Genomic DNA, 13,322 nt, shown 5'->3' on the forward strand with positions numbered 1-13,322 from the left:
AGCAGAAGCTGACCCGCTTGGGCACTTCCCGTCATTTCCGGGAAGTCCGGCACACCGCGGGGATTTGCGGCCCTGCAGAAAAAGAAAAGCCCGGGAGCAGTGCCCGGGCTTTTCTCGTTCAGGCCGCTGTGGCGAATCAGGCGATGTCGGGCAGGCTGGCCACGCCTGCCTCGATCGCGGCCTTGTGCATCAGCGTGCGCGGCAGGATGCGGGCGAAGTAGAACGCCGCGGTGTCGCGCTTGGCCTGCTTGAACGCGGCCGACTGCGTGCTGGACTCGGCCGCCACCACGCTGCGTGCCCACAGGTAGGCGAGGGTGACGTAGCCGGAGTAGTACAGGTAGTCCGTCGCCGCGGCGCCGAGTTCTTCCGGGTTGGCCTGCACGCGCTGGGCCAGGCTCACGGTGAGGTCGCTCCATTCCCTGGTGGCGATGGCCAGCGGGCCGATCAGGTTGCGCAGCGCGGCATCGGCACTGTGCTGCTGGCAGAACGCGCTGATCTCCTGCAGGAAGTGCTTGGCACCGATACCCTGCAACTGGAGGATCTTGCGGCCAAGAAGGTCGGCCGCCTGGATGCCGGTGGTGCCTTCGTACAAGGTGATGATGCGTGCATCGCGGACGAACTGCTCCATGCCGTTTTCGGCGATGTAGCCGTGACCGCCATAAATCTGCAGCGCTTCCTTGGTGCATTCCTGTGCCAGCTCGGTTGTCATGCCCTTGGCGATCGGGATCAGGAAGGCGACCAGCTCGCCGGCCTTCTGGCGGGCGGCTTCGTCGGTGGCGCGATGTTCGATGTCGGTCTGCAACGCGGTGTACAGCACCAGCGCGCGCGAGCCTTCGACGAACGCACGCTGGGTCAGCAGCATGCGCCGCACGTCCGGCTGCACCAGCAGGTTGTCGGCAGGCTTGTCGGGGAATTTTGCGCCGGACAGCGAGCGCGACTGCAGTCGCTCACGCGCATAGTTCAGGCTGTTCTGCAGAGCGCGCTCGGCCAGCGCCAGACCCTGCACGCCCACGGAAAGGCGTGCGGCATTCATCATGGTGAACATCGCGGCCAGGCCCTTGTGCGGCTTGCCGATCAAATAACCCTCGGCGCCGTCGAAGTTCATCACGCAGGTGGAGCAGGCGTGGATGCCCATCTTGTGCTCGATCGCACCAGCAGCCACGGTGTTGCGCTCGCCCGGCGTGCCGTCAGCATTGAGCTTGAACTTCGGCACGATGAACATCGAGATGCCGCGGCTGCCTTCCGGTGCGTCCGGCAGACGCGCCAGCACCAGATGCACGATGTTTTCGGTGAGGTCATGTTCGCCGGCACTGATGAAGATCTTGGTGCCGCTGAGCTTGTAGACCGCATGGCCGTCCGCATCGGGGGCCGCCGGTGCGGCGCGGGTCTTCAGCAAGCCCAGGTCGGAGCCGGCCTGCGGTTCGGTCAGGCACATCGTGCCAGTCCAGCGGCCGGCCACGATCGGCGTCATGAAGCGTTCGCGCTGCCATTCCTCGCCATGCATCTGCATCGCGTGGGTGGCACCCTCGGACAGCAGCGGGTACAGGCTCCAGGCCAGGTTGCCGGACTGGAAAATCTCGGTGGTGGCGGTGCCCAGCACGCCGGGCAGGGCCTGGCCGCCGTAGGCCTCGGGATTGGTCAGGCCGGTCCAGCCGCCTTCGGCGAATTGCTTGAACGCTTCCTTGAAGCCCTTCGGCGTGGTCACCGTCCGGGAGGCCTTGTCGAACTGGCAACCTTCCGCGTCGGCCGGGCCATTGGTCGGCGCCAGCAACTGCTCGCTCAGACGCCCTGCTTCTTCCAGCACGGCGTCGAACAGATCACGGCTGTGCGCTTCGCCGTCTTTCAACGAGGTCAGCGTGGGTTCCGCGTCCAGCACATCGAACAGGGCGAAACGCAGGTCGTCGAGGGGAGCCTTGTAAGCGGTCATGGTGATTCCTTCGTTGAATGGTTGATCAGCGATACGTGTTGGCGATGCCCGGCACGGCCGAGATCCAGTCATTGCCGCTGAAGTCGAACGAGCGCGGCTTGTCTTCCTGCTCGGGTTTGGCGCGGGTGCTGCCACTGATGCGGTAGGCCAGCGAGCCGGCGCTGCCCTTGTCGGCAATGGCCTGCAACGCCTGGCTCATTGCGGTCGTGGGCAGCACGTCGATGCGGAGCACGTCGCCGGCCAGCTCCGGGATGTCCAGGTCGAAGTTCGCATGCAGGCGCACCGGCACGTTCTCGGCGATCTGCAGCTGGCCATCCAGCTCGGTGAACTTCATGCCGGCATAGCTGTTGTTCTGGATGCGGACGGTGAGCTGCCACTGGCCACTGGGCAGCACCACCAGCTGCTGAATGCTCATGCTGGGCGGAAAAACGCTCTTCTTGGCCGGGCCGCATGCTGCCAGGCCGAGCAAGAGGACAGGAAGGATCCAGCGCAACAGACGCATCGCAGTTCTCCAAACGATCGTTTGAATGCCGATTCTAACCGCGATTGGGGGGCAGCAGGCCAGCGGCGGCAAATCAACGCTGCGGAGAGCCGCCGAGGCACCGCCTCAAACCCCATGCGTGGTGATCGTGTCGTCTCATCCACGCGCAGCTTGCCAACGGTTTCGCGCGGATCCGCAAACGGGCATCATCGGCAACTTGTCTCCATCGCAGGGTTTCACCGCATGTCACGACGTTTTGTTGCGCGCCGCTCGCCGATCCACGGCAACGGCGTGTTCGCCACGGCCCCGATCGGCAAGGGCGAGGAAATCATCGAATACAAGGGCAAGTTGCTGAGCCATGACGAGGCCGATGACTTGTACGGCGATGGTGGCGAAACGGGCCACACGTTCCTGTTCACCCTCAACGATGACTACATCATCGACGCCAACCAGAACGGCAACAGCGCGCGCTGGATCAACCACAGCTGCGCGCCGAACTGCCGCGCGCTGGTGGAGGAAAGCAGCACCGGCAATCCGCGCCGTGACCGCGTGCTGATCGAGGCGATCCGCAACATCAAGCCGGGCGAAGAACTGACTTACGACTACGGCATCGTGCTCGACGTGCCGCATACCGCGCGCCTCAAGAAGCTGTGGGTTTGCCTGTGCGGCTCGCCGAAATGCACCGGTACCCTGCTCAAGTCCAAGCGGTAGGCAAGCACGGAATTCCCCTTTTATACTCACCCGGCTTGCCCGCCATGGGGGAGGGCAGGGCCAGGGACGAACACCAAGGGGAAGGATGATGGAAAGCAATCCGTATGCCGCACCGGCAGCCGTGATCGACGATGTGCAGGCGTGGGACGCTTACGACCTGGAAAATCGCAAGGCGGGGCGCGGCAAGCGCCTTGGCGCTGCCTTGCTGGATGGACTGATCAGCGTGATCTGGCTGGCCCCGGTGGTCTGGGCCGGTTTCATGGCGGTCGACGTGAGGCGGGGCATCAAGCCCGCCGGACCGATGGTCGCGCTGATGCTGCTGGGCCTGGCCCTGATGATCACGATCATCGTGGTGAACTGCCTGATGTTGCATCGGAGCGGACAAACCATCGGCAAGCGGGCGCTGGATATTGCCGTGGTGCGTACCGATGGCAGCCAAGTCAGCCTGCCGCGTTACATCTTCCTGCGCGTCGCGCCGATGCTCGTGCTGGGCATGATTCCACTGGTCGGCAAAGTGTCCGGCCTGATTGATCCGCTGTTGATCTTCGGCAAGGAAAAGCGCTGCCTGCATGATTTGATCGCCGACACCATCGTCGTCGACGCTTGATGATCGACACCGTCCGCGAGATCGAGACGCCGGAAGGCGTTTCGCTGCGTCTGCGTGCGGCCGGCGCGTTGCCACGTGCGCAGGCGTGGATGGTGGACCTGCTGCTGCGTCTGGCCATGCTCTTCGTCGCGATGATTCCGCTCGCCATGTTTGGCAAGGGTGGCAATGGCCTGGCGATGCTGGTGATGTTCGCGCTGATGTGGGGCTATTCCGTGGTGTGCGAGGTGTGGCTGGGCGGGCAGACCCTGGGCAAGCGTGCGCTTGGCCTGCGCGTGGTCAACGCGGACGGCACGCCGGTGACCTGGCTGCCCTCGGTGGTGCGCAACCTGCTGCGCGTGGTGGATGCCTTGCCGGGCGTGTACGGGGTGGGCCTGGCCTGTACGTTGATCGATCCGCATGCACGTCGTCTGGGCGACATCGTGGCGGGCACCATGGTGATCCATGCCGCGGACCTGCCAGCCGGCCAGGACATTCCCGCGCTGGCGGCGCTGCCGCTGCCGATGGTGCTGGCCAGTGATGAGCAGGCGGCGCTGATCGAGTTTGCCGAGCGCGCCGGCCAGCTCACCGTGCAGCGCCAGGAAGAACTGGCCAACGTGCTCACGCCGTTGACCGGCCAGCGTGACACCGCCGCGATCCGCCAACTGGTGGCGCATGCAAACTGGTTGCTGGGGCGGGCATGAAGCAGGAACGTTTCGTCGCCTTGCACCGTGCGGAGTGGGACAACCTGGAGTCGTGGCTGGGCGCGCTGGATCGCCAGGCCAAACGCACCTTGCGGCAGGATCAGGCGCTGGAGTTTCCCTCGTCCTACCGTCGGGTTTGCCATCACCTGGCGCTGGCACGTGGCCGCGGCTACAGCCATGAAGTGACCGAGCGCCTGCAGCGCATCGTGCAGCAGGGGCATCGCGTGCTGTACCAACCGCCGGCACCGCGCTGGCATCGCGTGGTCGCCTTCCTGGTCGGCGGCTTCCCGCGCCTGGTGCGGGCGCAGTGGCGCTGCATGCTGGCGGCGGCGTTGCTGTTCTACGTGCCGGCGCTGGTCACTTTGTTGTTGATGCAGTGGCGACCGGAACTGGCCCACACGGTCTTCAGCAGTGCGCAGCTGGCCCAGTTCGAGAAAATGTACGACCCGGCCAACCCGCGCATCGGTCGCAGCAGCGGCACCGATCTGCACATGTTCGGCTACTACGTGATGAACAACGTCAGCATCGCGTTCCGCTCCTTTGCCTCGGGACTGGTTTTCGGCGTGGGTGCCATTTATGTGCTGGGCGCCAACGGACTGCTGATCGGCGGCGTCGCCGGCCACCTCACTGCCATCGGTTACGGCGCTCCGTTCTGGCGCTTCGTGGTCGCTCATTCCGCGTTCGAACTGACGGCGCTGGTGATTGCCGGCGGCGCCGGCCTGAAGCTGGGCCTGACCTTGCTGGCGCCAGGCCGCCAGCGTCGCGGACCGGCGCTGGTGGCTGCCGGCTGGATCGGTGCGCAACTGGCGCTGGGCGCATTCGCGATGCTGTTGATGGCGGCGTTTGTCGAAGCCTACTGGTCATCGATCGCGAGCTTGCCCGACGGGGTGAGGTTCGGCAGCGGTGCCGTGCTGTGGGTGTTGGTGCTGGGCTGGCTGTGGCGTGGCGGCAGGGCGGGCAAGCATGGAGCTTGAACGGATCAGCGTGGTGTTGCGTCCGCGGGTGACGCGCGAGGCGATCGATCTTGGCGCCGCGATGCTTCGCGCCAACGCGCGGGCCGTGTGGTCGGCGTGGTTCGCCTTCACCTTGCCGTTGTTCGTGGCATGCAACGCGCTGGGTCTGTTGCTGGACTGGCCATGGCTGGGCTGGCTGCTGATGTGGTGGCTGAAGCCGCTGTTTGATCGTGTGCCGCTTTACGTGCTCTCGCGTGCGGTGTTCGACCGCGCACCCAGCTGGCGCGAGACCCTGCATGGCCAGCGCCAGTGGAGTTGGCGCAGCACGATGGCCGGACTGAGCTGGTTGCGTATCGACAGCAGTCGCGCCCTGCGCCTGCCGCTGGACCTGCTGGAGGGTGCTTCGCGCCAGCAGCGGTCGGCGCGCTGGAAGGTGCTGCGTCGGCGCATCGTGGGTGACGTCAGCCTGCTCACCTATGGTTGCCTGCAATTTGAACTGGTGCTGTTCCTCAGCTTCTGGCTGTTCGCGCTGCTGCTGATCCCGCACGAATGGCGGCCGGAATCGCTGACCGGATTCTTCCGCGACGAAACGCAGCGCATGTCTTCCACGTGGATCGTGCTGGGCGCGGGCGTGGCGTATCTGGCGATGAGTGCGATCGAGCCGCTGTACGTCGCCTGCGGCTTTGCGCTCTATCTCAATCGCCGCACGCAGCTCGAGGCGTGGGACATCGACCTGGCGTTTCGTCGCATGCGCACGCGGATCGAGGCGCTGGGCAAGGTGCTGGGCATCGTGCTGCTGTGCGTGGGCCTGCTGCCGGGTGCACAGGCGCAGGGCGTCGGTCAGTCGGCGCCGAAGACGATCACCACGAGCGTCGACCAGGTCTTTGGCGCGTCATCCCCTGGCGACGAAAAGCGTTTCGCCGAAGCGGCCGCACAGGTGTATCGCGATCCTCGTTTTGGTGGCGAACACGCGGCGCGGGCGTGGCGACTCAAACATCCGGCGGCGGCGGAGCGTCAGGACACGCAGCCATTCTTCTCCGCACCCGGCCAGTGGCTGTCGGTGATCGTCAAGGGAATGCTGTGGCTGCTGCTGGTCGGTGCACTGCTGGCGCTGGTGGGGTTTGCCTGGCGCTGGCGAGGACGCTGGAACAGCGAGCCCGAGGCGGCGGCTCCGATGTCCCCGTCGCCGCTGTCATCCCGCGAAGAGGCGGAGCTGTCCCTGCCGGAGGATCTGGCCGGCGCCACCCGCGCGCTGTGGCGGGAACAGCGGCGACGCGAAGCGCTGGCCCTGCTTTACCGCGGTTGCGTGGAACGGACGGCGCAACTGTTGCAACTGCCACCGTCCAAAGATGCCACCGAGTCGGACTGGTTGCGCCGGGCCCGGGCCATTGAGGATCCGGCCCGTGCCCGGCGCGTCATGGCCATCGTGCGCACCTGGCAATTCGCGGCCTACGCCGACCGCTATCCGGACGATGCAACGATGGAGCAGTTGCTCGCCGGTTGGCCTGCGCAGGCCGGAGTGTCCGCATGAATCGCAAGACGCTGATCATCGGCCTGGTGGTGCTTGCGGTGTCGCTGCTGTTGCTTGCGGGCTTCTTCGCCACGTTCGAGCGCAAGGACGTCACCGAGACCGATCCCGCGCACGGCGAGGCACGCTACAACCGGTTCTTCGCCCTGCAGGAAACCCTGGGACGACTGGACCTGCCGGCTCATTCGCTGACCACGCTGGATCCGCGCCAGCTTCCCCTGAAGGGTGGCGACACCTTGCTGATCGGCGCCGATGCCAGCCGGGTGGACGTCGACGACGCCGCGCGAATCGCCGCGTGGGTGCGCGGCGGTGGTCACCTGTTGCTGTCGCCCGGTGCCGCGGCGGCTCTGCGCACGCCGATGTTCGATGCCCTCGGCCTGCTGGACCCGCACCCGGGTCAATACGCGTGCAGCGTGTTCCAGCTGGCGGGCAGTCACGACGATGACAAGGGCAAGCCGGGTTTGTGCGGCACCCGCTTCCGGCTTGCCGATGCGCGCGCCACGGTCGACGCCGCCATCGGCGACGCGACGGATGGCTATCTCTACGCGCGTACCCACCTTGGCAAGGGCACGGTCAGCCTGTTGGCCAGCTTCACCCCGCTCTCGCGCAATCAGCTCAAACAGGCGGCGGCGCAGCAGTTTGCCTGGCGTCTGCTGGAACCCAATCGCGGACGTGGCACGACCTGGCTGATCTATGCACTGGATGGCCCTTCGTTCCTGACGTTCCTGTGGACCAGCGCGTGGCCGGCGCTGCTGGCGCTGACCCTGCTGCTGGCCGCATGGATGGCGATGCGCAGCGCGCGGCTGGGTCCGTTGATGCCCGCGCCGGCGCTGCATCGGCGTGCGCTGCTTGAACATGTCCAGGCGGCCGGAGAATTCGTGTATCGCCGCGACGATGGACGCAGCCTGCATCGGCTGGCCTGCGACACCGTGCTGGCGCGCCTGCGCCGGCGCGATCCGGCCTGCGCCATGCTCAACGGCGAGGCGCTGTACGCGCGACTGGCCGAGCGCAGCTCGCTCGACCCGGTGCACATCGCGCAAGCCTTCCAGTCACCCGCGAACGCACAGGCGTTCCGCGCTTCCATCATCACCCTGGCCCGACTCAGGAGCCGCCCATGAGTACCGAAACCCTCGCCGTCCCGGCCACGCCGGCGCCCACGCTCTCGATTGCCGAGTTGGGCGAGCATGTCCGCGCGCTGCGCCACCAGGTCACCCGAGCCTTCATCGGCCAGGCCGAGGTGTTCGACCAGGCCCTGCTGGCTCTGCTGGCCAGCGGTCACGTGCTGATCGAAGGCGTGCCCGGGCTGGGCAAGACCTTGCTGGTGCGCGCGCTGGCCGCGTCGGTCGGCTGCACCTTCGGTCGCGTGCAGTTCACCCCCGACCTGATGCCGGCCGACGTCACTGGTCATGCGATCTACGATCCGAAGACCGAGCGCTTCCAGATCCGCCGCGGGCCGGTGTTCGCCAACCTGTTGCTGGCCGACGAGATCAATCGTGCGCCGGCGAAGACCCAGGCCGCGCTGCTCGAATCGATGCAGGAAGGCCAGGTGACGATCGAAGGTCGCCGCTTCGCGCTGCCCGAGCCGTTCATGGTGGTGGCCACGCAGAATCCGATCGAACAGGAGGGCACCTACCCGCTGCCCGAAGCGCAGCTGGATCGTTTCCTGATCAAGGTGCTGATCGGCTATCCCACTCTCGAAGACGAGCGCCGCATGGTGGCCAGCGTGGTCAACGGCAAGGTCGCCGCCGATCTCGACGTGTCGCAGGTCAGGCCGGTACTGAGCCAGGCGCAGTTGCTGGCCGTGCAGCAGGCAGTGGCGGCGATCCGCATGGATGCGGCGGTGACCGACTACGCCGTGCGCATCGTGCGCACCACGCGCGAGTGGCCGGGCGTGATTGGCGGCGCCGGTCCGCGCGGTGGGCTGGCGCTGGCGCGACTGGCGCGCGCGCAGGCCGCGATCGACGGACGCGACTTCGTCACCCCGGACGACGTGCGCGCGGTGGCCTTGCCGGCGCTGCGCCATCGCCTGCTACTGGCACCCGAAGCACTGATCGAACGGCAGCGGCCCGACGATGTGCTGACCGCGCTGCTGCACAAGGTCCCGGCGCCGCGCCAGTGATCCTGCCTCTCCACCCGCCCGCCCCCTGTAGGAGCACATCCTGTGCGCGATGCTCTCCGTCACGCCACCCGAAAGCATCGCCCACAAGCGTAGCGACGCACCAATGATTCGACCCGCGCCCGCGCTGTTGTGCCTGCTGCTCGGCTGGACCGTGCTCGGCGTGCTGGCCAGTCTCGGCTGGCTGCCGCTGTCCGCGTGGCTCGCCGCTGGCGGCGTGATCGCGTCGTTCGCCCTGCTCGATGGCTGGCGCCTGCGACGGATGAAGTCACCCGAGCTGCGGCGCGAGGTGATGCCGGTGATGCCGCTGGGTCCGCCCGCGACCGTCAGCCTGCACCTGCGAGGCGTCGCGCGACGCAGCCAGGTTTTGCACCTGCACGACCTGCATCCCGGCGGCTGGATGGTCAACGGCATGCCGCGTGAAGTGCGCCTTCCGCCCGGCAAGGATCTCCGGCTCGACTACACCGTCATTCCCGATGCACGCGGCCAGTTCAGCTTCGACGGGTGCCACGCCCAGTTGCGCTCGCCGTGGCGCGCATGGACGGAGCGCCGCGTGATCGGCACGCCATCGACCGTGCGCGTGTATCCAAACTTCGCTTCGCTGGCCGAGCTGGCCGGGCTCAGCGTGGAGCTGGCCTCGCGCAGCGTTGGCGCGCGGCTGCAGCGGCGCCGCGGCGAGGGCACCGAATTCCAGGAGCTGCGCGATTACCGGGTCGGCGACAGCCTGCGCAAGATCGACTGGAAGGCCACCGCACGCAGCAGCCGGCTGATCTCGCGCGAGTACCGCGACGAGCGCAACCAGCAGGTGGTGCTGATGCTCGATTGCGGCCGCCGCATGCTGGCCCAGGACGACCAGCTGGTGCACTTCGATCATGTGCTGAATGCGTCGCTGGCGCTGGCCAGCATCGCGCTGCGCCAGGGTGATGCGGTCGGCATGCTGGCCTGCATGGGGCAACAGCAGCGCTGGCTGCCGCCACAACAAGGCAGCCTGGGCATGGACATGCTGCTCGGTGCCGGCTACGACCTGCAGGCGCTGCCGCAGGCCACGGACTATCTGGCCGCCGCCAGCGCGCTGGCCGCGCACCAGCAACGCCGCGCGCTGGTGGTGCTGATCACCAACGTGCGTGACGAGGACGACGTGGAACTGCGCGCGGCGATCAGCATGTTGTCCAGGCGTCATCTGGTGATGCTGGTCAGCCTGCGCGAACTGGCGCTGGATCGTGCCGCCAGCGAACCGGGCACCGAACTGGAAGACAGCATCCGCAGCGCCGCCGCGATGCACTACCTGGCCGAACGCGAGCGCGTGCACGAAGCGCTGCGCCGCGAAGGTGTGAATACGCTCGACGTGAGTTGCAGCGAATTGTCCGGGGCGCTGATCGAGCGCTATCTGGCGCTGAAACGCAGCAGCCGGCTGTAGCCAGCTGCTGCGCCGCTACCATCGGCCGCGACGATCGATGAACTGACGCACAGCTGGGCGTCAGGCGCCTGCTCAGCGTTCTGCGTGTTCGACCGCGCCCGGCGGCTTCGGCGTACCGATCCAGCGCCCCGTCTGCAGTTGCTGGTCGATGGCTTTCGCCAATTGCTCGATGCGTGGTCGCACGGCATCGGCGGCCGCGCCGGTGCAACCGAGATAGAAGTCCACGCTGTGACTGCCGCGCGCATCGTCCACGGTGATCTTGATGCCGGGCTGGTCGCTCATCATCATCTCGCAGCCATCGTCGCGACTGGTGTAGCTGGGCCGCATCGCGGTGAAATCCGCCTGTGCCAGCGCAGCGTGTATCGCGGCGAGCTGGGCCGGCGTGGCTCGGCCAGCGGCCTGCGTGGTCTGCACGTGGGCATGCCCGGTGAAGCTCACCTGGCCGTCGGCTTGCGCAGTGACGCTGTAAGCCGGGCAGTTGCCGAAGCAGGTGCTGCGCTCGAGGGTGACGCTGGCTTCAGGCATGGGTTGTCCGCTGTCGGCATTCGCGCGCACCGCGCAGGCGCCAAGCCAGGGCAGCGAGCCGCCCAGCAGAACGCACATCAACCATCGAGCTGGCTTCATCGGGATACTCCGTGTCGTCGGGTCGGTCCAGCATAGCGGGGCGCGATGAACACGATGTGCGCGTCGCTCAGTCCTCCTCGACATGCGGCTTCCACGCCTCGCTGAGCTGCTTCTGCACGGTCGCCGGTACCGCTTCGTAGTGGCTGAGGTCGAGGCTGTAGCGGCCGCGGCCGCCGGTCATCGACTTCAGTTCCGTCGGGTAGTCGATCAGTTCGGCCAATGGCGCCTGCGCCTTGATCACCAGTTCGCCGCCGCGCTGGGTATCGGTACCCAGGATGCGCCCGCGTTTGCCGGCCAGGCCGCCGGTGACATCACCCACGTTGTGCTCGGGAATGGCCACCTCGACGTTGACGATCGGTTCCAGCACCGTGGGTTTCGCCTTGACCACCGCATCGAGAAACGCCTTCTTGCCGGCGCTGATGAAGGCCACTTCCTTGGAATCCACCGCGTGGTACTTGCCGTCGTAGACGGTGACGCGAATGTCCTGCAGCGGATAGCCGGCGACCGCGCCGTGTTCCATCGCCTGGCGCACGCCTTTCTCGATCGCGGGCAGGAACTGACCGGGAATCACGCCGCCTTTCACCGCGTCGACGAACTCGAAACCCGCGCCACGTTCCAGCGGCTCGATGCGCAGAAACACCTCGCCGAACTGGCCGGCGCCGCCGGTCTGCTTCTTGTGGCGATGATGCCCTTCGGCCCCGGTGGCAATGGTTTCGCGATAGGCGATTCGCGGCGGGTTGGCGTCGACCTCCACGCCGTAGCGCTCGCGCATGCGTTCCAGCATCACTTTCACATGCAGGTCGGACAGGCCGCGCACCACGGTCTCGTTGAGCTCCTTGTGATGCTCGACGCGAAAGCAGGGATCTTCCTCCGCCAGTCGCGTCAGTGCGTTGGAAAGCTTTTGTTCCTGGCCCTTGTGCTTCGGTTCCAGCGCCAGCCCGAACATCGGTGCGGGAAACGCCAGCGGCGCCAGGCTGATGCGATCCTCGTCGTGCGAGTCGTGCAGCACGGCATCGAAATGGATCTCCTCCACCTTGGCCACCGCGGCGATGTCGCCGGGCACCGCTGTCTCGATTTCCACGTGCGTCTTGCCCTGCACGCGGAACAGGTGCCCGACCTTGAACGGCTTGCGGCCGTCGTCGACCAGCAACTGACTGTCGCGGCGCACCGTGCCTTGCCACACGCGGAACACGCCGAGCTTGCCCACGAACGGATCGTTGACGATCTTGAACACGTCGGCGATCACGTGGGCATCGGGATCGGCGCTGACCGCCAGTGGTGTGCCGTCGGCACGTGCGAATGGCGGAGGGTTGCCCTCTGCCGGATTGGGCAGAAGGCGGGTGGCGACATCGAGGAATTCGCGGATGCCGGCCCCGGTGCGCGCACTGACGAAACAGATCGGCACCAGGTGGCCCTCGCGCAGGCACTGCTCGAACGCACCGTGGAGTTGCTCCGGTGTGAGTGCGCCTTCGCCGGCATCGAGGTAGCGGTCCATCACGCCTTCGTTGATTTCCACCACCTGGTCGAGGATGCGCTGGTGCGCCTCGGCCAGCGAGGAGAAGTCGGTGCCGCCTTCGGCGTGGAAGAAGCAGTCCAGCACGCGATTGCCGCGATTGGCGGGCAGATTCACCGGCAGGCATTCGCTGCCGAATTCGTCGCGCAAGGCATCGACCAGGGCGGGCAGCTTGGCGCCGTCGAAGTCGATCTTGTTGATCACCAGCACGCGAGCCAGGCCGCGTGCCTTGGCGTGCATCATCATCCGGCGCGTACCGTATTCGATGCCGTTGATCGCGCTGACCACCACCGCCACGGTTTCCACCGCGGACAACGACGCCAGCGTGGCGCCGCGAAAATCCGCGTAACCGGCGGTGTCGATCATGTTGAGGTGGCAGCCGCCGTGGTCGAGGTTGGCCACGCAACTGTCGATGGAGTGCGCGCGCGATTTTTCCTGACTGTCGCTGTCGGACACCGTATTGCCGCGCTCGACGCTGCCGGCGCTCTGGATCGCGCCGCCAGCGGCCAGCAGGGCTTCGAACAACGTGGTCTTGCCCACGCCGGCATGTCCGGCGAGCGCGATGTTGCGGATGCTTTCCGTGGAATACGTCACGATGCGACCCTCCCGTGATGGGGCGCGGATCGTGTCGGCATGAACCACGGCGCCGCACGAAGCCGCGCTTTTGGCGGCTGACGACAAGCGGGCCGTCATGATCGTCCTTGCTTTCGCGCAACGCGAAGTCAGCGGATCGGTCGGTCATGGCGGAGACACGGCGCAGTGCGC

The 13,322-nt window shown here is 66.7% G+C and carries 12 protein-coding genes; 8 read left to right on the forward strand and 4 right to left on the reverse strand.

Annotated elements, in window-relative coordinates; genetic code table 11:
• Positions 1 to 136: 136 nt before the first annotated feature.
• Together ACVWWQ_RS09320 and ACVWWQ_RS09325 are read right to left on the reverse strand one after the other, a co-directional pair.
• On the reverse strand, positions 137 to 1,927 hold the full coding sequence (locus ACVWWQ_RS09320; protein ID WP_133947875.1) for an acyl-CoA dehydrogenase C-terminal domain-containing protein: 1,791 nt from the start codon (positions 1,925 to 1,927) through the stop codon (positions 137 to 139).
• Positions 1,928 to 1,952: 25 nt separating this feature from the next.
• On the reverse strand, positions 1,953 to 2,429 hold the full coding sequence (locus ACVWWQ_RS09325) for a hypothetical protein (RefSeq protein WP_133947873.1): 477 nt from the start codon (positions 2,427 to 2,429) through the stop codon (positions 1,953 to 1,955).
• 222 nt (positions 2,430 to 2,651) lie between these two features.
• Here ACVWWQ_RS09325 and ACVWWQ_RS09330 point away from each other — a divergent pair, with 222 nt between their 5' ends.
• The 8 genes from ACVWWQ_RS09330 to ACVWWQ_RS09365 all read left to right on the forward strand — a co-directional run bounded on the left by ACVWWQ_RS09330 (position 2,652) and on the right by ACVWWQ_RS09365 (position 10,420).
• On the forward strand, positions 2,652 to 3,119 hold the full coding sequence (locus ACVWWQ_RS09330; RefSeq protein ID WP_133947871.1) for an SET domain-containing protein-lysine N-methyltransferase: 468 nt from the start codon (positions 2,652 to 2,654) through the stop codon (positions 3,117 to 3,119).
• An 88-nt stretch (positions 3,120 to 3,207) separates the two neighbouring features.
• The gene (locus ACVWWQ_RS09335) at positions 3,208 to 3,726 is read left to right on the forward strand and encodes an RDD family protein (RefSeq protein WP_133947869.1); all 519 of its coding nucleotides are present in this window, start codon (positions 3,208 to 3,210) and stop codon (positions 3,724 to 3,726) included.
• A complete protein-coding gene (locus tag ACVWWQ_RS09340; protein WP_133947867.1) occupies positions 3,726 to 4,406 on the forward strand; it encodes an RDD family protein in 681 nt (226 codons plus the stop codon). The genes ACVWWQ_RS09335 and ACVWWQ_RS09340 overlap by 1 nt, the downstream gene beginning before the upstream one ends.
• Positions 4,403 to 5,380, forward strand: coding sequence for a stage II sporulation protein M (locus ACVWWQ_RS09345; RefSeq protein ID WP_133947865.1), 978 nt, complete (start codon positions 4,403 to 4,405; stop codon positions 5,378 to 5,380). The genes ACVWWQ_RS09340 and ACVWWQ_RS09345 overlap by 4 nt, the downstream gene beginning before the upstream one ends.
• Positions 5,370 to 6,890, forward strand: a complete 1,521-nt coding sequence (locus ACVWWQ_RS09350) for a DUF4129 domain-containing protein (RefSeq protein ID WP_133947863.1) — start codon at positions 5,370 to 5,372, stop codon at positions 6,888 to 6,890. The genes ACVWWQ_RS09345 and ACVWWQ_RS09350 overlap by 11 nt, the downstream gene beginning before the upstream one ends.
• On the forward strand, positions 6,887 to 8,005 hold the full coding sequence (locus tag ACVWWQ_RS09355) for a DUF4350 domain-containing protein (protein ID WP_133947862.1): 1,119 nt from the start codon (positions 6,887 to 6,889) through the stop codon (positions 8,003 to 8,005). Before ACVWWQ_RS09350 ends, ACVWWQ_RS09355 begins: the two co-directional genes overlap by 4 nt.
• Positions 8,002 to 9,006 carry an AAA family ATPase gene (locus ACVWWQ_RS09360; RefSeq protein WP_099654650.1) on the forward strand — a complete coding sequence of 335 codons (1,005 nt, stop codon included), beginning with the start codon at positions 8,002 to 8,004 and terminating at the stop codon, positions 9,004 to 9,006. Before ACVWWQ_RS09355 ends, ACVWWQ_RS09360 begins: the two co-directional genes overlap by 4 nt.
• Positions 9,007 to 9,112: 106 nt before the next feature.
• Positions 9,113 to 10,420 carry a DUF58 domain-containing protein gene (locus tag ACVWWQ_RS09365; RefSeq protein WP_133949293.1) on the forward strand — a complete coding sequence of 436 codons (1,308 nt, stop codon included), beginning with the start codon at positions 9,113 to 9,115 and terminating at the stop codon, positions 10,418 to 10,420.
• Positions 10,421 to 10,492: 72 nt separating this feature from the next.
• Here the strand turns inward: ACVWWQ_RS09365 and ACVWWQ_RS09370 are convergent, their stop codons facing one another.
• Together ACVWWQ_RS09370 and fusA are read right to left on the reverse strand one after the other, a co-directional pair.
• On the reverse strand, positions 10,493 to 11,044 hold the full coding sequence (locus ACVWWQ_RS09370) for a DUF6438 domain-containing protein (RefSeq protein WP_133947860.1): 552 nt from the start codon (positions 11,042 to 11,044) through the stop codon (positions 10,493 to 10,495).
• Positions 11,045 to 11,111: 67 nt separating this feature from the next.
• Complete coding sequence (fusA, locus tag ACVWWQ_RS09375) at positions 11,112 to 13,151, reverse strand: elongation factor G (protein ID WP_133947858.1); 2,040 nt, start codon at positions 13,149 to 13,151, stop codon at positions 11,112 to 11,114.
• Positions 13,152 to 13,322 lie beyond the last annotated feature (171 nt).

This window comes from Rhodanobacter sp. TND4EL1 (assembly GCF_054061035.1).